Raw genomic sequence first — 23,911 nt, forward strand, 5'->3', positions numbered from 1 at the left:
GGCCGATGCCTGTCGGCCCTGAAATCTTATACTCCCGGCGTCGCATCCGGCGCCCGATCCAACATCCACTGCAACGGCCGCCTGAAGCGTGCCTGCCAGCTGCCGGCGGCATCTTCGCCCTGGGCGAAGTGCAGCGTCTGCACCTGATTCTCTTCCCCGAACAGATTGGCGAAGTGCAACGCCAGCGCCTGCTCGCTGAAGTTCTGCCGATCGTAATACGCCATCACGATTTTCTTTTGCGCCGCCAGCGACTGCTGGGCCGGTTTGATCTCGCCGTTGGGCGCGATCAGCAAGGCGCCGGCGTAAAACTGCGGGTACTTCGCCATCAGATTGGCGGCGTGCAGTGCGCCCTGGCCGCGGGCGCTGAGGTAAATCCGTTGGGGATCCAGCTTTAACTGGGGAGCCAGTTGTTGCACCGTGTGCTGAATGGCAGTTTGGGTACCCTCGTCGCTGTAATTCGACCAGCGGAAGCTGTTTTCCGATAGCATCTGGGTGCCGTTGAGCTCGATGTAGGCCACGCCCATTTCACCGAACAGCAGCCGTTCCTCGGGGCTGATGGCGGCGGCTTTGCCGTAGGTGTGCAGGAAGATCACTGTTGGCCACCCTTCGGGCGGTGCCTCGCCGCCCGGCACTGCGTAGCTGGCTTTGCCTTCATAGTGGCGGGCGTGCTGCAGATAGCGCGCTTTGGTGGCGGCCAGGATGGATTGATAGGTGGCGCTGTGCTGCAGGCTGTTGAAGGCGTCGTCCTCCAGCAGGTTGTAGTAATACCATAACCCGCGATCGGCGCTCAGCTGCAGGTAGCGCTCTGCCAGCTCGGTTTGCCCTTTCTCCGCCGATGACGCTGCCAGCTGATAGGGTGCCCAGACATTGCGATCGTCTTCGCGCATCAGCGTCAGGTACAGCGACATGGCGCCGAGTTTTCTATCTTCCTGGTTCTGCAATGAACGTGGCAGCTGGGTGTTCAGCGCGCTGTGCGCAGGCAGTTCCAGCGGCTCTTCGCCGGCGGGATAACGTATGTCTGTGGCTAAAGCAGGTCTGGTGATGGAAGCGAAAAATAACGCTAAAATGAAAAAATAAATCATGCTATGGCTTTAATTTTAAATGAATTAACGGACTTCATGTCCTGTCGCGGCACCCGGCGGGCGCCGCGAGACCTGATCACTCCACGCGGCGGATAAAATCGCTGAACGCGGACAGCTGGCCAGTCAGGAAATCCAGCGTTCCTTGTTCGATCAATTCACCGGCCTGTTCGTCGACCTTGCTTTGGATCACGCCGCCCATAAACTCCGGCTTGTTCATCACCATCGCATCGAGGAATACCAGAATTTGGCGCAGGTGGTATTGGCAGCGTGCGCCGCCGATTGGCCCCATCGAACTGGTTTGAATGGCCACCGGTTTGCCGGCCAGCGGCTGGTTCGGCAAGCGCGACAGCCAGTCGATGGCGTTTTTCAACCCGCCGGGTACGGAATAGTTGTATTCGGGGGTCACGATGATCACGCCGTCGGCCTGGCGGATCTGCTCGGCGATTGTCTCAACCGCGGCGGGAAAACCTTCGCCCTGTTGCAGGTCGGCATCGTACAGCGGGATATCGCGGATGGAAGGCAGCGCTTCAATGGTGACGCCTTGCGGGGCCAGGCCAGGCAGAGCGCGGGCCACCATGGCGTTGTAAGAGCCCTTGCGCAGGCTGCCGAGCAGGGTGACGATTTTTAAGGTTTGGTCTGACATGGTGATTCTCCCTTTCGAATGAGCAGATTCAGCGTACAACATGGGCGAATAGTAGGCTAAAGCGCTGGTCGAGAATAGGCGATCGCTCAATATTTAGCGGTCTTTACAATTTAATGCAGAAACGCGCGCGGAAAGGAAAGTTCTACCCGTCTTTCGCCGCGTTAGCCGGGCGTCGTCAAGCCGGTCAGTTTGACGAAGCGTGAGGAGGCCGCGGGACTGCGCGGCGAGATCTCCCCGTCTTTCTGCAGGCCGTGGTGCTCTTCGTAGCGCCAGCACAGCAGGCGTTCCAGACTGGGAGCGCAGGCGCAGGCCCAGCTCAGGTATTCGTCGGCGTCGCTCATCACCTGAACGTGAGGCGTGGCGCTGGATCGCAGATGGCCGGAGAACGGGTGCAGGCGCAGCGTAGACTGCCCGCTGTTGCCCAGGCCGGAAATTTTCAGCACGCTTTGCCGGATGCTCCACAGCTGCGTTTCCGCCTCCAGTCGATCGTCCTGCGCGCCGATCCAGGCGCTTTCCGCCGGCGTTTGGTGCGCGTGTTGCAGCGCGCTTTGCCGATTGCCGCGTGCGCGCATCACTTCGATATCCAGCCCGACTTTACCCTCATCGCTCAGCAGCACGCCGACGGTGTTGCTGGCGTAAGCGAGGCTGAAATCGGGCAGTTGATGATCGGCGAAGCAGGGGCGGCCGGTTGGGGTGGTGGCGATGGGCGGCAGCGTCGGCAGGCCGTACAGGTAGAACATCATTTCGGCGAGCAGGATGCGCCCTTGCAGGTAGCGCGTGCGACGCTTGATGGAGAAGGCGCGGGTGGCGGCGATCGCTTCGTCGGAGAGTCTCTGGGTATCCAGAACTGCGGAGGCCGGGATCCATCGGGCAAAATGACACGCCATTGTTCACTCCATCACAGAGGGTCGCTAAGAACGCTGGGGTGTTAGATTAAGACTAAGTTGAGGATTTATCATCAAAAAACACTATGCGTTTTATCCGATTTGTTGTCGAATTTACGCATGAACGGCATAGGCGATGGCCAACCTTGCCGCACTGCTTTATTCCAGGATCCAGGTATCGCCGGTGGCTGGCGCGAGCCCTTCCGGCAACCATAGCCGGCCCCAGGTGCCGGTACAGTGGCAGCCCATGATCTTTTCCGGCTGATGTTGCCGCAAAAAAAGGCGGACGCGCCAGAGCGTGAGCGGGGAAGCGCAGCGCAGATGAAAACCGCCGATCAAGGCGTGGATCCGGTCGATCCCGGTGATTTTCTGGCAGTGGCGCACGATATTGACGATCCCGCGATGCCCGCAGCCGGTCACGATCACCAGACCGCGATCCGACTTGTAAATCAGCACCCCTTCGTCGATCACGTAATCCACCGCCGCATTTTCCCCGGTAATCACCCCGTAGGCGCGCGGTGCGGGCACCGCGATCTCGCCTGACCACATAAAGCGATCGCCGATCGCCAGCGGTTCGCGGCTGTAGTGCATGCAGTGGCGCGAGTAGTCGATGTCTAAAGAGAGCTTTTTGATTTTACGGGTGTGACCCAACACCTTCAGCGCTGCATAGCGCTCGTCGCCGATCTGTGGATGGCAGATGATGCGACTGTTGTCGGGCAGCCAAGCGACGCCGCCGCAGTGGTCATAGTGGCCGTGGGAGAGCACCGTGGCGGTGACGCGGGTGAGATCGACGCCCATCAGCGCCGCGTTGCGCAGGAAGCTGTCGTCGGGGCCGGTGTCGAACAGAATGGAAGTCGTTTCATCCTCAATCAGCAGGCTCAACCCGGCTTTGGCCTGCAATGACGGGTTGGCGCCGGCGGCGCGGCGGTTTTCCAACAGTACCTTGAGGGTCAATGCCATGATGAACTCGTTCCTGAGAGAGATTCCTGACTGGTCAGTATAGCGCGGGGTGCTGCGGTGGCTCTGTGAGCCGGCGCGCAGAGCGAGAGTGGGAAAGAAAAACGGCCGGAACAAGGGCTTGTCCCGGCCGTGAGGGCGTTTGTTGGTGCGGCTTATTTGCCGATGCAAAAGCTGGAGAAGATGCGGCCCAGCAGGTCGTCGGAGGTGAATTCGCCGGTGATTTCGCTCAAGGCCAGCTGCGCCTGGCGCAGTTCTTCGGCCAACAGCTCGCCCGCGTAAGCGCTCACTAGCTGTTCTTTGCCCTGCACCAGATGCTGCGCCGCCAGTTCCAGCGCCTGCAGGTGGCGACGGCGCGCCAGGAAACCGCCTTCCATGTTGCTGGTGAAACCCATGCTTTGTTTAAGATGATCGCGCAGCACATCGATGCCTTCGCCGGTGCGGGCCGACAGGCGAATAAGTGAGTGGTTATTCACTTCCGTCAGACCCAGCGTTTCACCGGTGATGTCGGCTTTGTTACGTACCACGGTGATCGGCAGCGTGCCCGGCAGGCGCGCCATAAATTCCGGCCAGATCTCCGCCGGCTCGGTGGCGGCGGTGGTGGTGCCGTCAACCATAAACAGCACTCTGTCGGCCTGTTCGATCTCGTTCCATGCACGTTCGATACCGATGCGTTCCACTTCGTCGCTGGCGTCGCGCAGGCCGGCGGTGTCGATGATGTGCAGCGGCATACCGTCGATATGGATATGTTCGCGCAATACGTCGCGGGTGGTGCCGGCGATATCGGTGACGATCGCCGCCTCGCGCCCGGCCAACGCATTGAGCAGGCTGGATTTACCGGCGTTGGGGCGCCCGGCGATCACCACCTTCATCCCTTCGCGCAGCAGGCTGCCCTGGCGCGCTTCACCGCGCACGCTGTCCAGATCCGCCATCACGTCGTTGAGCTGCGCCTCGATTTTACCGTCGGACAGGAAGTCGATTTCCTCGTCCGGGAAGTCGATCGCCGCTTCCACATAGATGCGCAGGTGAGTGAGCGCTTCCACGAGTTGGTGGATGCGGGTGGAGAACACGCCCTGCAGCGAGTTCATCGCCGAACGCGCCGCCTGCTCGGAGCTGGCGTCGATCAGATCGGCAATCGCTTCGGCCTGCGCCAAATCGAGTTTGTCGTTGAGGAACGCGCGCTCCGAGAACTCGCCGGGCCGCGCGATGCGCACGTCGGGCAGCGCCAGCACGCGCTTGAGCAGCAGATCGAGGATCACCGGCCCGCCGTGGCCCTGCAGTTCCAGCACGTCTTCGCCGGTAAAGGAGTTCGGCCCCGGGAACCACAGCGCGATGCCTTGGTCGAGGGTGGCGCCCGTGGCGTCGCGGAACGGCAGATAGTCAGCGTAGCGCGGCTTCGGCAGCTTGCCGAGCAACGCCTGGGCGACGTCTTTGGCCTTGCTTCCGGAAATGCGCAGAATGCCGACGCCGCCGCGTCCCGGCGGGGTGGCTTGGGCTACGATGGTATCGGTGGTGCTCATAACGGTTCTCTCTGACGATTAAGATGCAAAAAGGCGGTCTAATGACCGCCTTTGGTGTTACTGCAAGGGTCGGCGCGCCGAACCCCTACAATACGCTTAGCTTTTTTTCTTGTCGCGGCTGTGCAGACCGCGTTTTTCCAGACCACGGTAAATCAGCTGCTGCTGCAGGATGGTCACCAGGTTGCTGACGATGTAGTACAGCACCAGACCGGACGGGAACCACAGGAAGAACACTGTGAAGATCACCGGCATGAAGGTCATGATTTTCTGCTGCATCGGGTCAGTCACGGTGGTCGGCGACATCTTCTGAATGAAGAACATCGTCACGCCCATCAGGATTGGCAGGATGTAGTACGGGTCTTGCGCCGACAGGTCATGGATCCACAGGGCGAACGGCGCGTGGCGCAGCTCGACCGAGCCCATCAGCATGTAGTACAGCGCCAGGAAGATTGGCATCTGGATCAGCAACGGCAGGCAGCCGCCGAGCGGGTTCACTTTCTCCGCCTTGTACAGCGCCATCATCTCTTGGCTCATGCGCTGTTTGTCATCGCCGATACGCTCGCGCATCGCCTGCAGCTTCGGCTGCAGCATGCGCATTTTCGCCATCGAGGTGTACTGCGCCTTGGTCAGCGGGTACATGATGCCGCGCACGATGAAGGTGATGATGATGATGGAGAAGCCCCAGTTACCGATAAAGCCGTGGATGAACTTCAGCAGTTTGAACAGCGGCTGGGAGATGAACCACAGCCAACCGTAATCCACGGTCAGGTCCAGGTGCGGCGCCAACTGGGCCATCTGATCCTGCAGCTCCGGGCCGACCCACAGGGTCGCGTTCAGCTGTTGCTGAGCGCCCGGCTGCACCACGACCGGCGTAGATTTGAAGCCGATGGTGGACAGGTTGTCACCCGGTTTGGCGGTGTAGAAGGTGTTGTCACCCTTGGTCGCCGGTACCCACGCGGTGGCGAAGTACTGTTGCAGCATGGCGACCCAACCGTCTTTGGTGGTGACGTTCAGGTTTTCGTCTTTGTCGAACGCGTATTTCTGGTACTTGTCATCGCTGGACGAGTACGCCGCGCCGCGGAAGGTGTGCAGCGCGAAATTGCTGCTGCCGGTGTCGCGGTGCTTAGGCAATTCGGTGGTCTGCTTCAGCTGGCCGAACAGGGTCAGCTCCAGCGGCGTCGCGCCTTTGTTGTCGATGCTGTAATCCACGCCGACCGCATAGTGATCGCGTTTGAGCACGAAGGTCTTGGTGTAGACGGCGCCGTCTTTATCGGTGTAGGTCAGCGGGATACGCAGCTCGTCCTGGCCTTCCGGCAGGGTGTAGCTGTCCTGCGCCGCTTGATACAGCGGGCGTTCGCCGTTGGCCGGGTTGTCCGGGCCGTTTTTACCTGTCAGGCCGCTTTGCGCCTGATAGACGAACGACGGGGTGGTTTCCAGCAGTTGGAACGGAGTCGATGAACCCAGAGTATCCGGGTAGGCCAACAGTTTAGCCTGCTCGATATCGCCACCACGGGTGTTGATGGTCAGTGACAGCACGTCGGTGTTCACGGTAATCAGCTTACCCTGACCACTGGCTGGCACGGCCTGGCTGGCGGCATCACCGGCTACTGCGTTCGAAGTCTGTTGCGTGGTCTGTGCAGCCGGCTGCGGAGCGTTGTCCGTTTGCCATGCCTGCCAGATCATGAAAGACACGAACAGCAGAGCGATGAGGAGAAGATTGCGTTGCGAATCCATCGTTAGTGTTCTCTGTTATCGTCGGTTTTTGGCGGCACCGGATCATCGCCACCTGGGTTCAAAGGGTGGCATTTTAATACGCGTTTCAATGCTAACCAACTGCCTTTTATCATGCCAAACCTGCTTAATGCCTCAATTGCGTAATGAGAGCATGTCGGCTGGAAGCGACAACGAGGCCCTAGCAGCGGACTGATGACGAGCTGATAGGCCCGCACCAGTCCGATTAGGATGCGGGAGCCTGGCGACAGTGGCGACGCCATAATTTATCCAAAGCTTCCGTCAGCGCGCGGTTATCCAAATCCGCTATCCCCTTTTTGGCCACCACGACAAAATCCATCGCCGGTAATTCGTGCTGGCGCAGGCGGAAGCTTTCGCGGGTTAGGCGTTTGATCCGATTACGCTCGTGCGCGCGTTTGACGTGTTTTTTGGCGACGGTAAGACCGATGCGGGGATGCCCCAGCTGGTTCAGGCGGCCGAGGATGGTGATTTGCGGCGTGCCAGCCCGTTGTGGCTGCTGGAAGACGAAAGTGAAATGAGTGGGAGTTAACAAACGTAACTCCCTAGGAAAAGCGAGCTTAACCACTCAGCGGGTTAGCTTTATTACTTAGAAACAGTCAGACGAGCACGGCCTTTCGCACGACGGCGGGCCAGAACTTGACGACCATTTTTGGTGGCCATACGAGCACGGAAACCGTGGCTACGGTTGCGCTTCAATACGGACGGTTGGAAAGTGCGTTTCATAGCGATTTCTACCTAAACTTAAAATAATTACTGATCAGTAAACGCGTTTGGCTACTCGGCGTGAAGATGACCGACGCCTCAATCGCAATACATAAAGAAGCGGGATTGTAATAATTGTACAGTCCTGAGTCAATTCGCATCGCGCCAGCCTACCTGGTTGTCTGCCAATACGGAGTAAAATCCGGTCTTGGCCCGTGGTCACCGCAGAATCCTGTCTGGCTAATGACGCACCATAAGGAACCAGGTATCACACGTAGGGCGAAGATTATACGGACTCGGGGTGAAATCGCAAGGATCCCGGCGAGATCCTTTGCGCGCGAACCCAGGATCCGGCGTGGATAACAGGGTATAACCGGTTGACAATGTAAAAAATGCGGCGCAGCGGCCGGGATCTGCACTGTCATGCGGGCGCGGCGGTGAAAAGATCGCCGCCGGCCGCGGCCTGTGGATAAAATGGATCTAATCTGTGAGGAAGGGGAGGATCTCTTGCGCGGATTGCGCTATGATCCGTCATTCCGATCGCGATCCCTCATGCCGGGATCGTGAGGGACACAAACCGTGAAAGGCGGTTCGCATCCCCCACAGGCAAACAGCCGATGCCGGGTATGTGTCAAAAATCATGAGTTATAAAAAAGTTGCCCGTTTCTTTTCTTTATTGATCTTGTTCGAGTGGAGTCCGCCGTGTCACTTTCGCTTTGGCAGCAGTGTCTTGCCCGATTGCAGGATGAGTTACCTGCCACAGAATTTAGTATGTGGATTCGCCCATTGCAGGCGGAACTGAGTGACAACACCCTGGCGCTGTACGCGCCTAACCGTTTTGTGCTGGATTGGGTTCGCGATAAGTACTTAAACAACATCAATGGTCTGCTGAATGATTTCTGCGGCACGGACGCGCCTTTGCTGCGTTTTGAAGTCGGCAGCAAGCCGATCACGCAGGTGATCAGCCAGACCGTGACCGCCAGCGTCAGCAGCGCACCTGCGGCCCCGGCGGCGCGCACGGCCGCGCCTTCGCGCCCGAGCTGGGACAACGCGGCGGCGCAACCCGAGCTCTCTTACCGCTCCAACGTCAACCCTAAACACACCTTCGACAACTTCGTTGAGGGTAAGTCCAACCAGCTGGCGCGCGCGGCGGCTCGCCAGGTGGCGGACAATCCGGGCGGCGCCTACAACCCTTTGTTCCTGTATGGCGGCACCGGTCTGGGTAAAACTCACCTGCTGCACGCGGTCGGCAACGGCATCATGGCGCGCAAGGCCAACGCCAAAGTGGTTTACATGCACTCGGAACGCTTCGTGCAGGACATGGTCAAAGCGTTGCAGAACAATGCCATCGAAGAGTTTAAGCGCTACTACCGTTCGGTCGACGCCTTGCTGATCGATGACATCCAATTCTTCGCCAACAAGGAGCGTTCGCAGGAAGAGTTCTTCCATACCTTTAACGCCCTGTTGGAAGGCAATCAGCAGATCATCCTGACCTCGGATCGCTACCCTAAAGAGATCAACGGGGTGGAAGATCGTCTGAAGTCTCGCTTCGGCTGGGGGCTGACGGTGGCGATCGAGCCGCCGGAACTGGAAACCCGCGTGGCGATCCTGATGAAAAAGGCCGACGAAAACGACATTCGCCTGCCGGGCGAAGTGGCGTTCTTCATCGCCAAGCGTCTGCGTTCCAACGTGCGTGAGCTTGAAGGGGCGCTGAACCGCGTGATCGCCAACGCCAACTTTACCGGCCGGGCCATCACTATCGATTTCGTGCGCGAAGCGCTGCGCGATCTGCTGGCGCTGCAGGAAAAGCTGGTCACCATCGACAATATTCAAAAGACGGTGGCGGAGTATTACAAGATTAAAGTCGCGGATTTGCTGTCCAAGCGGCGTTCGCGATCCGTTGCCCGCCCGCGCCAGATGGCGATGGCGCTGGCGAAGGAACTCACCAACCACAGCCTGCCGGAAATCGGCGATGCGTTTGGTGGCCGCGACCATACCACGGTGTTGCACGCCTGCCGGAAGATCGAGCAGCTGCGTGAGGAAAGTCACGACATCAAAGAAGATTTCTCCAATTTAATCAGAACATTATCTTCATAGCGCTATGAAATTTATCGTTGAACGTGAGCATCTGCTAAAACCGCTGCAACAGGTGAGCAGCCCGCTGGGCGGCCGCCCGACCTTGCCGATCCTGGGCAACCTGCTGCTGCAGGTGACGGAAGGCTCCCTGCTGCTGACCGGCACCGATCTGGAGATGGAGATGGTGGCGCGCGTCGCCCTGTCCCAACCGCACGAGCCGGGCGCGACCACCGTGCCCGCGCGCAAATTCTTTGATATCTGCCGTGGCCTGCCGGAAGGGGCGGAGATCGCCGTCACGCTGGAGAGCGAGCGCATGCTGGTGCGGTCCGGCCGCAGCCGCTTCTCGCTGTCCACGCTGCCGGCGGCGGACTTCCCGAACCTGGACGACTGGCAGAGCGAGGTGGAGTTCACCTTGCCGCAGGCGACGCTGAAGCGCCTGATCGAAGCCACCCAGTTCTCGATGGCCCATCAGGACGTGCGTTACTACCTGAACGGCATGCTGTTTGAAACCGAAGGCGAAGAGCTGCGCACCGTCGCGACCGACGGCCACCGCCTGGCGGTGTGCTCGATGCCGATCGGCCAACAGCTGCCGTCGCATTCGGTGATCGTGCCGCGTAAAGGGGTGATGGAGCTGGTGCGTCTGCTGGACGGCGGTGATTCGCTGCTGCAGCTGCAGATCGGCAGCAACAACATCCGCGCCCACGTCGGCGACTTCATCTTCACGTCCAAGCTGGTTGACGGCCGTTTCCCGGACTATCGCCGCGTATTGCCGAAGAACCCGGATAAAACGCTGGAAGCCGGCTGCGATCTGCTCAAGCAGGCGTTCGCCCGCGCGGCGATCCTGTCGAACGAGAAATTCCGCGGCGTGCGGCTGTACGTCAGCCAGAACCAGCTGAAGATCACCGCCAACAACCCGGAGCAGGAAGAAGCGGAAGAGATCCTCGACGTCAGCTACGACGGCGCGGAGATGGAGATCGGCTTCAACGTCAGCTACGTGCTGGACGTGTTGAACGCGCTCAAGTGTGAAGACGTGCGCCTGCTGTTGACCGACTCGGTCTCCAGCGTGCAGATCGAAGACGGCGCCAGCCAGGCGGCGGCCTACGTTGTCATGCCAATGCGGTTGTGATCGATATCCGGGCTATCTTGCTTGCCATTTTACGCTTGGGCAGTGCTCGCAATCCTCACGTACGCTGTGTACGCTCCGGTTGCTGTGCGCTGTCCGCACGTAAACTGCCTGCGCCGATAACGCCCTTACATTGAGCGTAGTTTCCCGGTGATAGAGTAGGCATGGCATTAACGCGTTTATTGATTAAAGATTTCCGCAATATCGAGGCGGCGGATTTGGCGCTGGCGCCGGGATTCAACTTCCTGGTCGGCGCCAACGGCAGCGGCAAGACCAGCGTGCTGGAAGCGGTGTATACGCTCGGCCACGGCCGCGCCTTCCGCAGCCTGCAGGCCGGTCGGGTCATTCGCCACGACCAACCGGAGTTCGTGCTGCATGGCCGCATCGAAGGCGCAGAGCGCGAGCTGTCGGTAGGATTGAGCAAGAGCCGTCAGGGTGACAGCAAAGTACGCATCGATGGCAGCGACGGCCACAAGGTGGCCGAACTGGCGCAGCTGCTGCCCATGCAGCTGATCACCCCTGAAGGTTTTACCCTGCTAAACGGCGGGCCGAAATTCCGGCGCGCCTTCCTGGACTGGGGCTGTTTTCATAACGAACCCGGTTTTTTCACCGCCTGGAGCAACCTGAAAAGGTTACTGAAGCAGCGCAATGCCGCGCTGCGCCAGGTGAGTCGCTATGCGCAGATCCGCGCCTGGGATCAGGAACTGATCCCGCTCGCGGAGCGCATCAGCGAATGGCGGGCGGAATACAGCGACGCGATCGCCGCGGATATCACCGCGACCTGCGCGCAGTTTCTGCCTGAATTCGCCCTGAGCTTCTCCTTCCAGCGCGGCTGGGACAAAGAGAGCGACTACGGCGAGCTGCTGGAGCGCCAGTTCGAGCGCGACAGGGCGTTGACCTATACCGCGGTGGGGCCGCATAAAGCGGACTTCCGCATTCGTGCCGACGGCACGCCGGTAGAGGATTTGTTATCGCGCGGTCAGCTTAAGCTGCTGATGTGCGCGTTGCGCTTGGCGCAGGGTGAGTTTCTCACCCGGCAGAGCGGGCGGCGTTGCCTGTATCTGATTGATGATTTTGCCTCCGAGCTGGACACCGGCCGTCGCCGGTTGCTGGCCGATCGCCTGAAAGCCACCCAGGCCCAGGTTTTTGTCAGCGCGGTCAGCGCTGAACAAGTGACCGACATGGCCGGTGAAAAGGGCAAGATGTTCCGCGTGGAACAGGGTAAAATAGAGGTTCAACCACAGGACTAAAATGAGCGAGAAACGTTGATGTCGAATTCTTATGACTCCTCAAGTATCAAGGTATTAAAAGGGCTGGATGCGGTGCGCAAGCGCCCGGGCATGTATATCGGCGACACCGATGACGGCACCGGTCTGCACCACATGGTATTCGAGGTTGTGGACAACGCTATCGACGAAGCGCTCGCGGGCCACTGTAGTGACATTCAGGTCACCATCCATGCCGACAACTCGGTATCGGTACAGGATGACGGCCGCGGCATTCCGACCGGCATTCACCCTGAAGAAGGGGTTTCAGCCGCAGAGGTCATCATGACCGTGCTGCACGCCGGCGGTAAATTCGACGACAACTCCTATAAGGTTTCCGGCGGCCTGCACGGCGTGGGCGTCTCGGTGGTTAACGCCCTGTCGGAGAAACTGGAGCTGGTGATCCGCCGCGAAGGCAAAGTGCACGAACAGACTTACAGCCACGGTGAGCCGCAGGCGCCGCTGAGCGTGGTGGGCGAAACCGAGCAGACTGGCACCATGGTGCGCTTCTGGCCGAGCCACCAGACCTTCACCAACGTGACCGAATTCGAGTACGACATTCTGGCCAAGCGCCTGCGCGAGCTGTCTTTCCTCAACTCCGGCGTGTCTATCCGCCTGAAGGACAAGCGCACCGACCGTGAAGACCACTTCCACTACGAAGGCGGCATCAAGGCGTTTGTCGAATATCTGAACAAGAACAAAACCCCGATCCACCCGAACGTGTTCTACTTCTCCACCGTGAAAGACGACATCGGCGTGGAAGTGGCGCTGCAGTGGAACGACGGTTTCCAGGAAAACATCTACTGCTTCACCAACAACATTCCGCAGCGCGACGGCGGCACGCACCTGGTCGGTTTCCGTACCGCGATGACCCGTACGCTGAACAGCTACATGGAAAAGGAAGGCTACAGCAAGAAGGCCAAAGTCAGCGCCACCGGCGACGACGCCCGTGAAGGCCTGATCGCCGTGGTGTCGGTGAAGGTGCCGGATCCTAAGTTCTCTTCTCAGACCAAGGACAAGCTGGTCTCTTCCGAGGTGAAAACCGCGGTTGAAACGCTGATGAACGAGAAGCTGGTGGATTACCTGATGGAGAATCCGGGCGACGCGAAAATCGTGGTCGGCAAAATCATCGACGCGGCGCGCGCGCGCGAAGCGGCGCGTAAAGCGCGTGAGATGACCCGCCGCAAAGGCGCGCTGGATCTGGCCGGCCTGCCGGGCAAACTGGCGGACTGCCAGGAACGCGATCCGGCGCTGTCCGAACTGTACCTGGTGGAAGGGGACTCCGCGGGCGGCTCTGCCAAACAGGGGCGCAACCGCAAGAACCAGGCGATCTTGCCGTTGAAGGGGAAAATCCTCAACGTCGAGAAAGCGCGCTTCGACAAAATGCTCTCTTCGCAGGAAGTGGCGACGCTGATCACCGCGCTGGGTTGCGGCATCGGCCGCGACGAATACAGCCCGGACAAACTGCGTTACCACAGCATCATCATCATGACCGATGCTGACGTCGACGGTTCGCACATTCGTACGCTGCTGTTGACCTTCTTCTACCGCCAGATGCCGGAAATCATCGAGCGTGGCCACGTCTTCATCGCGCAGCCGCCGCTGTACAAGGTGAAGAAAGGCAAGCAGGAGCAGTACATCAAAGATGACGAGGCGATGGATCAGTACCAGATCGCCATCGCGATGGACGGCGCCACGCTGCACACCAATGCCAGCGCACCGGCGCTCGGCGGCGAGCAGCTGGAAAAACTGGTAGCCGAGCACTATAGCGTGCAGAAGCTGATCGGCCGCATGGAGCGCCGCTACCCGCGCGCGCTGCTGAACAGCCTGATCTATCAGCCGACGCTGAACGAAGGCGATCTCAGCGATGAGGCCAAGGTGAAAGCCTGGATCGCTGCGCTGGTGCAGGCGCTGAACGACAAAGAGCAGCACGGCAGCAGCTATGACTTCGTGATCTTCGAGAACCGCGAACGCCAGATGTTCGAACCGGTGCTGCGCATCCGCACTCACGGCGTGGATACCGACTATAAGCTGGACTTCGATTTCATCCACGGCGGCGAATACCGCAAGCTCTGCCAGCTGGGCGAGAAGCTGCGCGGGCTGATCGAAGAAGGCGCGTTCATCGAGCGCGGCGAACGCCGTCAGCCGGTAGACAGCTTCGAGCAGGCGCTGGAGTGGCTGGTGAAAGAGTCCCGCCGCGGCCTGTCGGTGCAGCGTTATAAAGGTCTGGGCGAGATGAACCCGGAGCAGCTGTGGGAAACCACCATGGATCCGGAAAGCCGCCGCATGCTGCGCGTGACCGTCAAGGACGCCATCGCCGCCGACCAGCTGTTCACCACGCTGATGGGCGATGCGGTTGAGCCGCGCCGCGCCTTTATCGAAGAAAACGCCCTGAAAGCGGCGAATATCGATATCTGATGCGTTAATGGCTGTGAAAATCCGCGCCGGGCGACCCGCGCGGATTTTTTTTGCGCCTTTTTTGGCGCTGACAGCGTGGGCTGAAACGCGTTAGCATGGGAAAAAACCACTGGGAGAAGCGTTGAATGGCTATTGAACTGATTGCGATTGACATGGATGGTACGTTGCTGGATCCGCAGCATCAAATCACGCCGGCGGTAAAACAGGCTATCGCGGCGGCGCGGCGCAAAGGGGTGCATGTGGTGCTGGCCACCGGGCGGCCCTATGTCGGCGTGCAGAATTATCTGCGCCAGTTGGACATTCAGGGCTCCGGCGATTTCTGCATTACCTATAACGGCGCGTTGGTGCTGCGTGCGGCCGATGGCGCCTGTATCCTGCAGGAAACGCTGGGTTTTGAGGACTATCTGCATTTCGAGCAGATGGCGCGCGCGTTCGGCGTTCATTACCAGGCGTTTGATTTCGATACTCTGTATACCCCGAATAAGGACATCGGTAAGTACACCATACACGAGGCGGAGATGACCGGCATTCCGTTGAAATACCGCAGCGTGGAGGAGATGGATCGCCAGATGCGTTTCCCTAAATTGATGATGATCGACGAGCCGGAACTGTTGGACAGTGCCATTGCACGCATTCCGGCGGAAACGCGTGAACGCTACACCATTCTGAAAAGTGCGCCTTACTTCCTTGAGATCCTGCCTAAGAACGTCGATAAGGGCACCGGCGTAAGAATGTTGGCCGAGCACCTCGGCGTGGCACGGGAAAACATCATGACGCTGGGGGATCAGGCCAACGATACGGCGATGATCGAGTATGCCGGTGTCGGCGTGGCGATGGGTAACGCCATTCCTGAGTTGAAAGCGGTGGCGCAGTTCGTCACCAGCGCCAATACCGAAGACGGCGTGGCACGCGCCATCGAGAAGTTCGTGCTCAACGTCTGAGAACACGGGGCGCTGCGGCGCCCCTTTAGATTGCCGCTAACACGCCTTTGGCGATCTGCAGATCCTGAATCGCTAACCCGGTGAGATCGGCGATGGTAATTTGTTGTGGCTCGCTTCGCACCCGCCCACCCTGCGCTAATACGGCACCCACTTCGACGATCGGCGTGGAAACCAGCCTGTTCTGTCGATAAGCCGTGGCGATCTCGCCATATTCCGCACACTGCGCCAGGGCATCAACCAGCAGCACGTCCGCACCGGCCACCAGATCGGTCGCCAGTTCTTGCTTACCGTGCGCGTCGGCGCCCACCGCGGTGATGTGCGTGCCGGGCCGAATATCCGCCGCCTGCAAAATCGGTTCGCGGCTGGGCGTGGTGGTGACAATCAGCTGACAGTGCGCCGCCAGCTCCGCCGCATCCTGCGTGATCCGTACCCGAAAACCGCCGGCCTCGGTATCGCGCCGATACGCCGCCAGCGTTTGTTCGTTGCGGCCCCACACCCACACCTCGCGGCAATGGGTTACCGGTTTCAGGCATTGCAGCTGCAGCCGGGCTTGCTGGCCGGTGCCGACAATGCCGATCGCCTGAATGACCGGCGGCGCGCACAGCTCGGCGGCGATGCGGCCGGCCAGTGCGGTGCGCAGCGCGGTCAGCCAGCCCTCATCCTGCAGTAACGCCCGCGGCTCGCCGGTCAGGGCGGAGAACGCCATCATCAACCCCTGATTGCTGGCCAGGCCGCGCTCGGCGTTGCGATAGAAGCCGGCGGACACCTTGACCACGAACAGCTCGTCGCCTTCCAGCCAGGCGGATTTGACACAGCAGTCGCCGGCGGCCCGCTCGAACAGAAAATGTTGCACCGGCGGCTGTTGCACCCGCCGTTGCGAGTAGGCGATAAAACCCTGCTTCAGCAGCGACGTGACGGCCTCTGCGTCGAACGCGGTAAGGATTTGCTGACGGTTAAGGATGTGCATCGGCGATGGCCTTGAGGTATTTCTCCAGCACGATGTTTTTACCGCACAGCACCACCGCCACCTTTTTCCCCTGGTATTCCGGCGCCAGCTTGATCGCCGCCGCCAGCGCCACGCCGGCCGCGCCCTCGATAATCCACCGATCGCTGGCGGCGATCCGGCGCATCGCGTGCTTGATCTCCGTCTCGCTGATCAACACTTTGCGGTCGATCAGCCGCTGGCACAGCGGGAAGGTTACGGCGCCCGGTTCTACGCCGCCGGCGGTGCCGTCGGACAGGGTTTCATGCTCTTCCACCGGGAAGATATGGCCCGCTTCCAGCGCGCTGTACATGCTGGTGGCGTTCTCCGGCCAACAGGCGATAAGTTGCGTTTTCGGCGACAGTTGCCGCAGAACGGTGCCAATGCCGGCGATATAGCCACCGCCGCCCACCGCCACGAACACCGCGTCCAGATCGGCTTGTTGTTCAACCAGCTCCATGCCGCAGGTGCCTTGGCCGGCAATGACCTGCTCGTCGTTATACGGTGAGATATAGGTTTTGCCCTGTTCGCGCGCGGCCCGCTCTCCCGCCAATTCGGCGTTCAGCGCATCGCCCGGTATCAATTCCACGGTGCCGCCCAACGCGCGGATGGCGTCGAGTTTGATGCTCGCCGCCGTCTGCGGCGCGTAAACCGTGACGCCAACGCCCATCAGTTTACCTGCCAGGGCGACCGCCTGGCCGTGGTTACCGGTCGAGGCGGCGATTACGCCGCGCCGGCGTTGCTCGTCATCCAGCAAGCGCAGCTTGTTGCTGGCGCCGCGAAATTTAAAGGAACCGGTATGCTGCAGATGGTCGCATTTCAGATACAGCTCGCAGCCCAGCTGTTGTGAGAGCAGCACGCTGCGCTCCAATGGCGTTACCCGCACCTGAGGGCGCAGTTGCTGATGGGCGGAAACAATGGCTTCGAAGAGGGGGCTCATACCGGCTCCAGAGATTGAATTGGACTTAAAATCCAGTTTGTACTTTTTTGTATGGATTGTAAACCCCGGGGCTCAACCGCTGGGCAAAACCGGTCATCAAGCGGAAACGATGTGGTGCGAGCGCGCTGACGCTACAAAATAATCATTAATATCTCGTTGAGCGGCACGATGCTTTATTTATTTGCGTTAAGGACGCTGCGGCTGCGCAATTAATTTTAAATTAGGTCGTGATAATGAAAAAAATAGCGCTCGCCTCATTAACCTGCGCCGTCATGGAGGCCGCTGCCCAGCCGGTGGGTTATTTCCAGTCGGCGTTATCAGCAATGGGCCGCCTTGTTTTATGAATGATAAGACGCTGGAAAATTATTGCGTAATGCCGAACTGAAAACGTAATGCTGCCCGCTCTCAGCTGGCGGTATGAAACGCTCCCGCCGATCCGGTAAGATGGCGGTTCAGTGCCAGCATGTGCAGGAGAACCGCCATGAGCCATCGGGAAAAACAACTGACTTTCGACCCACGCGGGCATCAGTTAACCAATATCAACGCCTGGACGCCTGACAGCCAATGGCTGGCTTATGACGTGCGCCCGCGCGGCGCCTCTTTCACCGGCCTGAGCATCGAGCGGGTCAACGTCGCCAGCGGCGCGGTGGAGGTGGTCTATCGCGCCCAGCAGGGCGCACACGTCGGCGTGGTCACGGTCAGCCCCGATGCGCCGGCGCGTTACGCCTTTATCCACGGCCCGGAGCACCCGGACAGCACCTGGCAGTATGATTTTCACCACCGCCGCGGGGTGATCGTCAGCGAACCGGATCGTGAGTTGGCCATCACCCTCGACGCGCTGGATATCACTGCGCCTTACACGCCCGGCGCGTTGCGCGGTGGCAGCCATGTGCACGTTTTCAGCCCGGACGGCAGCCGCCTCAGTTTTACCTACAACGATCACGTGATGCATGAGCGCGATCCGGCGCGCGATCTGCGCAACGTCGGTGTGGCCGTGCCGCTGCACGGGGTCAATCCGCCGAAACATCATCCGCGTGAGTATGACGGCAGCCACTATTGCGTGCTGGTCAGCGAGACCGTGCCGCAGCCGCAACCGGGCAGCGATCAGATCAATCGTGCCTACGAAGAAGGGTGGATCGGCCGTGAAGGCTACCGTAAAGCCGACGGCGGCCGGCAGCGCTGGGCGCTGGCGTTCATCGGCGATACGCTGTCTGCCACCGGCGAAAAGCTGCCGGAGGTGTTTATCGTCGATTTGCCGGAGAACGACGCCGATTACGCCAGAGCGGGCACCCGGCCGCTGCAGGGGACACAGAGCGAGCTGCCGGCGCCGCCGTCAGGCGTCAGGCAACGGCGGTTGACCTTTACCGGTGAACGCCGTTTCCCAGGCGTGGCCACTGCGCCGCGCCATTGGTTGCGCAGTTCGCCGGACGGCAGCCAGATCGCTTTTTTGATGAAGGACGACGGCGGCGTGGTGCAGCTGTGGACGGTGTCGCCGAACGGTGGCGAGCCGCGCCAGGTGAGCCGCAGCGAGCACGACATTCAGTCGGCGTTTAGCTGGCACCCGCAGGGCGGTGCGATCGCGTTGGTGTGCGATAACAGCGTGATGCTGTGCGAGGTCGCCAGCGGCCGCCTGCAGCGTTTGACGCAGCGCAGCGTTCAGTCACCGTCGGCGGATGCCGTGGTGTTTTCTCCGGATGGCAAGAAAGTGGCGTTTATGCGTGAGATGGCGGGTTTTAACCAGATCTTTGTGGTTGAGGCGTAACGCAGATTGCGGGCCAGGAGGCGGCCCGCGGCATTCGCTGATTAATGCATGGCGGTGCTTTCGTCGCCCTGGCCGGGATTGCCGGTCGTTGCCAGATTCTGCTGCTCGCTGCGCAGGATGCGCGCCTTAGGCGAGTCTGCAGCCGTGTCGTTGCCCGAACGCAGATAGTCATAAGGCAGCAGCACGGTATCCATCACCGCAGAGAACGGCAGATCCAGCGCCACCAGTGGCATCATCGCCCAGCTGGTGTTGTCGTCCTTCAGCATGCCCACGCTGGCGCGAGTGCCGGGATAGTAACCCTGATTCGGGCCGGTATGGCTCATCACGCTGGAGCAACCGCTGGTTGCCAACAACATGCAGCCTGTCGCTATCGCTTTCATCATCGTCATTAATCCATCCTGCAGGGTTGCTGTTCCCCTAAATTAAGCTGATTTATAGCATCCTGTTGCCGCTTTAAAAGAAGCAAAATCCCGCTCTGTGGCGGCTCTCTCACTTTAGTGTAAGTGGTAAAAAAACTTTCACCAATCGGTTCGGCCTTTTTTTGATCCTCGCCTGTTGAATTGATGAAATCAACCCCCATTTTATCATCAGAGCCGAATTGAGAATTCGCCGTAAGGGAATTCTGGCTTAATTAGCCTGTCCAGAGTGGAAGGCGTATTTATTTCAACCTCGCTGAAGTGCCTTAGGAGGCTGTTTTATGCGTAATTTTGATCTTTCCCCGCTATACCGTTCCGCCATTGGTTTCGATCGCCTGTTCAACGCGCTGGAAGCCGGCCAGAGTCAGGGCAACGGTGGTTATCCGCCTTATAATGTCGAACTGGTAGATGAAAATCATTATCGCATCGCCATCGCGGTGGCCGGGTTTGCCGAGCAGGAGTTGGAGATCACCGCGCAAGATAACCTGCTGATCGTGCGCGGGGCGCACAATAACGAACCGGCGGAAAAAACCTATTTATACCAGGGCATCGCCGAGCGTAATTTCGAGCGTAAATTCCAGTTGGCCGAACATATACAAATTAATGGCGCTAAACTGGAGAACGGTTTGCTTTATATCGACATGCAACGCATCGTGCCGGAAACATTAAAACCGCGCCGTATCGAAATTAAATAAATTTCCGTTTCACCGGCAGGTACGCTGCCGGTAAATATGAAGTTATGTCTAGCCTGCCGTCAGGGGGCTGAATAAACACATCTCGCTTAATGAAAGGAGTTGTTCCTATGCGTAATTACGATTTATCCCCGCTTCTGCGTCAATGGATTGGTTTTGATAAATTAGCCAGTTCAATGGGTGGCCAGGAACCTCAGGGGTTCCCGCCGTATAACATTGAGAAAAGCGATGACAATCACTATCGCATTTCTCTGGCGCTGGCCGGTTTCCGGCAGAGCGACCTGAATATTGAAGTGGAAGGGCCGCGCCTGACTGTCAGCGGTAAGCCGACGCCGCCGGAAAAACAGGTCGAATACCTGCATCAGGGCTTGGTGTGCAAAGAGTTCCAACTGACCTTTACCCTGGCGGAGCATCTGCAGGTGTCTGAGGCCAAATTTGAAAACGGTCTGCTGCATATCGATCTGGTGCGTCAGGTGCCTGAGGCCTTGCAGCCGCAGCGCATCGCCATCAGTGCGACGCCGGCGCTGGAAGCCAAATAACCGGCTGAAAAACGGTAATAAACATGCGGGGGAGGTCCAGACGGATCTCCCCCGTTGCGTTATGTGGCGCACGCCACAGTCCCCTTGTCATCCCGATGCCATAATCCTTGTAAGTTGTGTGTCTTTGGCCGCACACCCAATGTTTAACTTTGGCAAGGATGTGACCTATGAGCGATATCGCCCTGACCGTCAGCATGTTGGCGCTGGCGGCCGTCATTGGGCTGTGGATGGGGAACTGGAAGCTGTACGGCGTCGGCCTGGGCATTGGCGGCGTGTTATTCGGCGGCCTCCTGGTCGGGCATTTCGCCCAGAGCGGGCAAATCAGCCTGAATGGCGACATGCTGCACTTTATCCAGGAGTTCGGCCTGATCCTGTTCGTCTACACCATTGGCATTCAGGTCGGCCCCGGTTTCTTCTCTTCGCTGCGCGTCTCCGGTCTGCGGCTCAACGCCTTCGCGGTGCTGCTGGTGCTGACCGGCGGTGTGGTGGCGGCGGCGGTGCACAAGCTGTTTGAGGTGCCGCTGCCGATCATCCTCGGGGTGTTCTCCGGTGCGGTCACCAACACCCCAGCGCTGGGCGCCGGCCAACAAATCCTGACCGACCTCGGTTCCGATCCGGCGTTGGTGGACGGCATGGGGATGGGGTACGCCATGGCCTATCCGTTCGGTATTTGCGGCATCCTGCTGGTAATGTGGCTGATCCGGCTGTTTTTCCGCATCAACATCGAGCGCGAGGCGCAGGCGTTTGAAAGCAGCCTGGGCAATCAGCGCGAGCTGTTGCACGCCATGAACGTGGCGGTGCGCAATCCCAACCTGCAGGGCATGGCGATCAAGAACGTGCCGCTGCTCAACGGTGAAGAGATCGTCTGCTCGCGCCTCAAACGCGGGGAGCTGTTGATGGTACCGGCGCCGCATGAGCGGCTGGAACTCGGCGACTACCTGCATCTGGTGGGCAAACGCGAAGATCTGGAGAATGCCCGGCTGGTGATCGGCGAGGAGGTGGACGCCTCGCTGTCGACGCGCGGCACCGCGCTGCAGGTGGTGAGGGCGGTGGTGACCAACGAGCAGGTGCTGGGCAAGAAAATCCGCGATCTTAACCTGAAGCAGAAGTATGACGTGGTGATTTCACGCCTCAACCGCGCTGGCGTAGAGCTGGTGGCCGGCAGCAATGTGACGCTGCAGTTCGGCGACATTCTCAACCTGGTCGGCCGACCGGAGGCCATCGATGCGGTAACGGCAATCGTCGGCAACGCCCAACAAAAATTGCAGCAGGTGCAGATGCTGCCGGTCTTTATCGGCATCGGCCTCGGGGTGCTGCTCGGCTCCATTCCGCTGTTTGTGCCCGGCTTCCCGGCGGCGTTGCGGCTGGGGCTGGCCGGCGGGCCGCTGGTGGCGGCGTTGATCCTGGGGCGCATCGGCAGCATCGGCAAGCTGTACTGGTTTATGCCGCCGAGCGCCAACCTGGCGCTGCGCGAACTGGGTATTGTGCTGTTTCTGGCGGTGGTCGGGTTGAAATCGGGCGGCAACTTCATCGATACGTTGCTGCATGGCGAGGGGCTGACGTGGATTGGTTACGGCGCGTTGATCACCGCCATTCCGCTGCTGAGCGTCGGTATTCTGGCGCGCACGGTGGGCAAGATGAACTACCTGACGCTGTCCGGTATGTTGGCGGGGTCGATGACCGATCCGCCGGCGCTGGCCTTCGCCAACGGCCTGCACCCCACCAGCGGCGCCGCCGCGCTGTCTTACGCCACCGTTTATCCGCTGGCGATGTTTCTGCGCATCATGTCGCCGCAGCTGCTGGCGGTGCTGTTTTGGACGCTGTAATCCAAAAAAAGGGCGCCGTGGTGGCGCCCCGATGGGTTGAGCTTAGTTCGCTTCCTGATGCGCGCGTTCGATCTCTTCCGCCAGGATCGCCACGCCGCGCTCTATTTTCTCTGGATCGGGCACGTAGTTCATGCGCATGCACTGGTGGGTATGCGGCCACTCATGCTCCAGCCCCGGGAAGAAGTAGTGGCCCGGCACCATCAGCACGCCGCGCTTTTTCAGGCGCTGATACAGCACTTCGGTGGTGATCGGCAGGTCCTTGAACCATAGCCAGAGGAAGATAGCCCCTTCCGGTTTGTGGATCAGGCAACGCTCCGGCGACAGGTAACGGCGGATAATCTCGATGGTGTGTTCGACACGCTGTTTGTAGAACGGGCGGATCACCTCGTTCGACAGGCGCAGCAGATCGCCGCGCGCGATCATTTCCGTCGCCATTGCCGGCCCCATGCTGCCCGGCGACAGGCTGATGATGCCGTTCATGTTGGTCAGCGCGGTGATCACCTTCTCGTCGGCGATCACGATGCCGCAGCGCGAGCCCGGCAGGCCGAGCTTGGACAGGCTCATGCACAGGATGGTGTTCGGGTTCCACAGCGGCGTGGCGTCGCTGAAGATGATGCCGGGGAAAGGCACGCCGTAGGCGTTGTCGATCACCAGCGGAATATCGCGCTGCTGCGCCAGCAGGTCGAGCTTCATCAGCTCTTCGTCGGTGATCACGTTGCCGGTCGGGTTGGTCGGCCGTGAAACGCAGATCATGCCGATGTCGTCGCCGATGGTGAGGTGTTCAAAATCAACGTGATATTTGAACTGGCCGTCCGGCAGCAGCTCGATGTTCGGTTTGGCGGAGACGAACAGCCCTTCGTCCAGCCCGGCGTCGGCATAGCCGATATATTCCGGCGCCAGCGGGAACAGCACGCGGCGGCGCGAACCGTCGGCGTAGCGGCCGGCGAACAGGTTAAACAAGTAGAAAAACGCGCTTTGGCTGCCGTTAGTCAGTGCAATATTCTGTGGCGAAATCTCCCAGCCGAGCTCGTCGCGCAGCAGATTAGCCAGCGCTTTCAGCAGCGCGTCTTTGCCTTGTGGGCCGTCGTAGTTGCACAGCGCCTCGGTCAGTTTGCCTTGGTCGAGCATCTCCTGGCACAGCTGTTTGAAGTAGGCTTCCATCTCTGGGATCTGCGCCGGGTTGCCGCCGCCGAGCATGATGGCACCGGGGGTGCGCAGGCCTTCGTTCAGGTCGTCCATCAAACGGGTAATGCCCGCATAACGGGTAAATTTTTCGCCGAAAAGTGAGAAAGTCATAGGTGCAGCAGTACTGTTTCTTAGCAGGTAATCACCCACCATACCGCCAGATAAATCCCGCTGCAATGCGGCCGATAAATCGACCAATGGGCACA

The 23,911-nt window shown here is 59.7% G+C and carries 22 protein-coding genes; 9 read left to right on the forward strand and 13 right to left on the reverse strand.

Annotated features, from left to right (window positions below):
- Window positions 1–26: 26 nt before the first annotated feature.
- From BHU62_RS14290 to rpmH, 9 genes are all read right to left on the reverse strand, one after another.
- The gene (locus BHU62_RS14290; protein WP_073532677.1) at window positions 27–1,079 is read right to left on the reverse strand and encodes a hypothetical protein; all 1,053 of its coding nucleotides are present in this window, start codon (window positions 1,077–1,079) and stop codon (window positions 27–29) included.
- A 79-nt stretch (window positions 1,080–1,158) separates the two neighbouring features.
- Window positions 1,159–1,725 carry an NADPH-dependent FMN reductase gene (locus BHU62_RS14295; RefSeq protein ID WP_073532595.1) on the reverse strand — a complete coding sequence of 189 codons (567 nt, stop codon included), beginning with the start codon at window positions 1,723–1,725 and terminating at the stop codon, window positions 1,159–1,161.
- 161 nt (window positions 1,726–1,886) lie between these two features.
- Window positions 1,887–2,612 carry a 4'-phosphopantetheinyl transferase family protein gene (locus tag BHU62_RS14300; protein WP_073532596.1) on the reverse strand — a complete coding sequence of 242 codons (726 nt, stop codon included), beginning with the start codon at window positions 2,610–2,612 and terminating at the stop codon, window positions 1,887–1,889.
- A 156-nt stretch (window positions 2,613–2,768) separates the two neighbouring features.
- Entirely contained in the window at window positions 2,769–3,569 is an 801-nt protein-coding gene (locus BHU62_RS14305) for an MBL fold metallo-hydrolase (protein ID WP_073532597.1), read from the reverse strand.
- A gap of 152 nt (window positions 3,570–3,721) precedes the next feature.
- A complete protein-coding gene (gene mnmE, locus BHU62_RS14310; RefSeq protein WP_073532598.1) occupies window positions 3,722–5,086 on the reverse strand; it encodes a tRNA uridine-5-carboxymethylaminomethyl(34) synthesis GTPase MnmE in 1,365 nt (454 codons plus the stop codon).
- A 96-nt stretch (window positions 5,087–5,182) separates the two neighbouring features.
- A complete protein-coding gene (gene yidC, locus BHU62_RS14315) occupies window positions 5,183–6,820 on the reverse strand; it encodes a membrane protein insertase YidC (protein ID WP_073532599.1) in 1,638 nt (545 codons plus the stop codon).
- A gap of 2 nt (window positions 6,821–6,822) precedes the next feature.
- Complete coding sequence (gene yidD, locus BHU62_RS14320) at window positions 6,823–7,080, reverse strand: membrane protein insertion efficiency factor YidD (RefSeq protein WP_004933881.1); 258 nt, start codon at window positions 7,078–7,080, stop codon at window positions 6,823–6,825.
- The gene (gene rnpA / locus BHU62_RS14325; protein ID WP_004933883.1) at window positions 7,044–7,403 is read right to left on the reverse strand and encodes a ribonuclease P protein component; all 360 of its coding nucleotides are present in this window, start codon (window positions 7,401–7,403) and stop codon (window positions 7,044–7,046) included. The genes yidD and rnpA overlap by 37 nt, the downstream gene beginning before the upstream one ends.
- A 17-nt stretch (window positions 7,404–7,420) precedes the next feature.
- Window positions 7,421–7,561 carry a 50S ribosomal protein L34 gene (gene rpmH, locus BHU62_RS14330; RefSeq protein ID WP_000831330.1) on the reverse strand — a complete coding sequence of 47 codons (141 nt, stop codon included), beginning with the start codon at window positions 7,559–7,561 and terminating at the stop codon, window positions 7,421–7,423.
- A 681-nt stretch (window positions 7,562–8,242) separates the two neighbouring features.
- On the opposite strand from rpmH, the gene dnaA reads away from it, so the two are divergent.
- From dnaA to yidA, 5 genes are all read left to right on the forward strand, one after another.
- Window positions 8,243–9,637, forward strand: coding sequence for a chromosomal replication initiator protein DnaA (gene dnaA, locus BHU62_RS14335; RefSeq protein WP_004933889.1), 1,395 nt, complete (start codon window positions 8,243–8,245; stop codon window positions 9,635–9,637).
- Window positions 9,638–9,641: 4 nt separating this feature from the next.
- Entirely contained in the window at window positions 9,642–10,742 is a 1,101-nt protein-coding gene (gene dnaN, locus BHU62_RS14340; protein ID WP_004933892.1) for a DNA polymerase III subunit beta, read from the forward strand.
- 161 nt (window positions 10,743–10,903) lie between these two features.
- Window positions 10,904–11,989, forward strand: a complete 1,086-nt coding sequence (gene recF, locus BHU62_RS14345; protein WP_004933895.1) for a DNA replication/repair protein RecF — start codon at window positions 10,904–10,906, stop codon at window positions 11,987–11,989.
- 18 nt (window positions 11,990–12,007) lie between these two features.
- Window positions 12,008–14,422: a DNA topoisomerase (ATP-hydrolyzing) subunit B gene (gene gyrB / locus BHU62_RS14350; protein ID WP_073532600.1), complete on the forward strand. Its 2,415-nt coding sequence runs from the start codon at window positions 12,008–12,010 to the stop codon at window positions 14,420–14,422.
- Between the two features lie 125 nt (window positions 14,423–14,547).
- On the forward strand, window positions 14,548–15,363 hold the full coding sequence (gene yidA / locus BHU62_RS14355) for a sugar-phosphatase (protein WP_073532601.1): 816 nt from the start codon (window positions 14,548–14,550) through the stop codon (window positions 15,361–15,363).
- Between the two features lie 25 nt (window positions 15,364–15,388).
- On the opposite strand, the gene BHU62_RS14360 is transcribed toward yidA, so the two are convergent.
- Both BHU62_RS14360 and BHU62_RS14365 read right to left on the reverse strand, forming a co-directional pair.
- A complete protein-coding gene (locus tag BHU62_RS14360) occupies window positions 15,389–16,330 on the reverse strand; it encodes an ornithine cyclodeaminase family protein (RefSeq protein WP_073532602.1) in 942 nt (313 codons plus the stop codon).
- Window positions 16,317–17,285 carry a threonine/serine dehydratase gene (locus tag BHU62_RS14365; protein WP_073532603.1) on the reverse strand — a complete coding sequence of 323 codons (969 nt, stop codon included), beginning with the start codon at window positions 17,283–17,285 and terminating at the stop codon, window positions 16,317–16,319. The genes BHU62_RS14360 and BHU62_RS14365 overlap by 14 nt, the downstream gene beginning before the upstream one ends.
- 481 nt (window positions 17,286–17,766) lie before the next feature.
- Here BHU62_RS14365 and BHU62_RS14370 point away from each other — a divergent pair, with 481 nt between their 5' ends.
- Complete coding sequence (locus BHU62_RS14370) at window positions 17,767–19,047, forward strand: DUF3748 domain-containing protein (RefSeq protein ID WP_073532604.1); 1,281 nt, start codon at window positions 17,767–17,769, stop codon at window positions 19,045–19,047.
- Between the two features lie 41 nt (window positions 19,048–19,088).
- On the opposite strand, the gene BHU62_RS14375 is transcribed toward BHU62_RS14370, so the two are convergent.
- Entirely contained in the window at window positions 19,089–19,436 is a 348-nt protein-coding gene (locus BHU62_RS14375) for a YceK/YidQ family lipoprotein (RefSeq protein ID WP_073532605.1), read from the reverse strand.
- 308 nt (window positions 19,437–19,744) lie between these two features.
- Between BHU62_RS14375 and ibpA the strand changes: the two genes are divergently transcribed.
- The 3 genes from ibpA to BHU62_RS14395 all read left to right on the forward strand — a co-directional run bounded on the left by ibpA (window position 19,745) and on the right by BHU62_RS14395 (window position 22,520).
- Window positions 19,745–20,158, forward strand: a complete 414-nt coding sequence (ibpA, locus tag BHU62_RS14385; RefSeq protein ID WP_073532607.1) for a small heat shock chaperone IbpA — start codon at window positions 19,745–19,747, stop codon at window positions 20,156–20,158.
- A gap of 107 nt (window positions 20,159–20,265) precedes the next feature.
- The gene (ibpB, locus tag BHU62_RS14390; RefSeq protein WP_073532608.1) at window positions 20,266–20,694 is read left to right on the forward strand and encodes a small heat shock chaperone IbpB; all 429 of its coding nucleotides are present in this window, start codon (window positions 20,266–20,268) and stop codon (window positions 20,692–20,694) included.
- A 167-nt stretch (window positions 20,695–20,861) separates the two neighbouring features.
- Window positions 20,862–22,520, forward strand: coding sequence for a putative transporter (locus BHU62_RS14395; protein ID WP_073532609.1), 1,659 nt, complete (start codon window positions 20,862–20,864; stop codon window positions 22,518–22,520).
- A gap of 42 nt (window positions 22,521–22,562) precedes the next feature.
- Here BHU62_RS14395 and BHU62_RS14400 read toward each other — a convergent pair whose 3' ends face one another.
- Window positions 22,563–23,816, reverse strand: coding sequence for a valine--pyruvate transaminase (locus BHU62_RS14400; protein ID WP_073532610.1), 1,254 nt, complete (start codon window positions 23,814–23,816; stop codon window positions 22,563–22,565).
- Between the last annotated feature and the right edge of the window lie 95 nt (window positions 23,817–23,911).

The organism is Serratia marcescens, assembly GCF_001902635.1.
Lineage (GTDB): Bacteria > Pseudomonadota > Gammaproteobacteria > Enterobacterales > Enterobacteriaceae > Serratia > Serratia marcescens_F.

What these genes read in the sequence shown, in the direction of transcription:
- BHU62_RS14295 (WP_073532595.1), bottom strand. Translation starts at nt 1,725, where the DNA reads ATGTCAGACCAAACCTTAAAAATCGTCACCCTGCTCGGCAGCCTGCGC.
- BHU62_RS14300 (WP_073532596.1), bottom strand. Translation starts at nt 2,612, where the DNA reads ATGGCGTGTCATTTTGCCCGATGGATCCCGGCCTCCGCAGTTCTGGAT.
- BHU62_RS14305 (WP_073532597.1), bottom strand. Translation starts at nt 3,569, where the DNA reads ATGGCATTGACCCTCAAGGTACTGTTGGAAAACCGCCGCGCCGCCGGC.
- mnmE (WP_073532598.1), bottom strand. Translation starts at nt 5,086, where the DNA reads ATGAGCACCACCGATACCATCGTAGCCCAAGCCACCCCGCCGGGACGC.
- yidC (WP_073532599.1), bottom strand. Translation starts at nt 6,820, where the DNA reads ATGGATTCGCAACGCAATCTTCTCCTCATCGCTCTGCTGTTCGTGTCT.
- yidD (WP_004933881.1), bottom strand. Translation starts at nt 7,080, where the DNA reads ATGGCGTCGCCACTGTCGCCAGGCTCCCGCATCCTAATCGGACTGGTG.
- rpmH (WP_000831330.1), bottom strand. Translation starts at nt 7,561, where the DNA reads ATGAAACGCACTTTCCAACCGTCCGTATTGAAGCGCAACCGTAGCCAC.
- dnaN (WP_004933892.1), top strand. Translation starts at nt 9,642, where the DNA reads ATGAAATTTATCGTTGAACGTGAGCATCTGCTAAAACCGCTGCAACAG.
- recF (WP_004933895.1), top strand. Translation starts at nt 10,904, where the DNA reads ATGGCATTAACGCGTTTATTGATTAAAGATTTCCGCAATATCGAGGCG.
- gyrB (WP_073532600.1), top strand. Translation starts at nt 12,008, where the DNA reads ATGTCGAATTCTTATGACTCCTCAAGTATCAAGGTATTAAAAGGGCTG.
- yidA (WP_073532601.1), top strand. Translation starts at nt 14,548, where the DNA reads ATGGCTATTGAACTGATTGCGATTGACATGGATGGTACGTTGCTGGAT.
- BHU62_RS14360 (WP_073532602.1), bottom strand. Translation starts at nt 16,330, where the DNA reads ATGCACATCCTTAACCGTCAGCAAATCCTTACCGCGTTCGACGCAGAG.
- BHU62_RS14365 (WP_073532603.1), bottom strand. Translation starts at nt 17,285, where the DNA reads ATGAGCCCCCTCTTCGAAGCCATTGTTTCCGCCCATCAGCAACTGCGC.
- BHU62_RS14370 (WP_073532604.1), top strand. Translation starts at nt 17,767, where the DNA reads ATGAGCCATCGGGAAAAACAACTGACTTTCGACCCACGCGGGCATCAG.
- BHU62_RS14375 (WP_073532605.1), bottom strand. Translation starts at nt 19,436, where the DNA reads ATGACGATGATGAAAGCGATAGCGACAGGCTGCATGTTGTTGGCAACC.
- ibpA (WP_073532607.1), top strand. Translation starts at nt 19,745, where the DNA reads ATGCGTAATTTTGATCTTTCCCCGCTATACCGTTCCGCCATTGGTTTC.
- ibpB (WP_073532608.1), top strand. Translation starts at nt 20,266, where the DNA reads ATGCGTAATTACGATTTATCCCCGCTTCTGCGTCAATGGATTGGTTTT.
- BHU62_RS14395 (WP_073532609.1), top strand. Translation starts at nt 20,862, where the DNA reads ATGAGCGATATCGCCCTGACCGTCAGCATGTTGGCGCTGGCGGCCGTC.
- BHU62_RS14400 (WP_073532610.1), bottom strand. Translation starts at nt 23,816, where the DNA reads ATGACTTTCTCACTTTTCGGCGAAAAATTTACCCGTTATGCGGGCATT.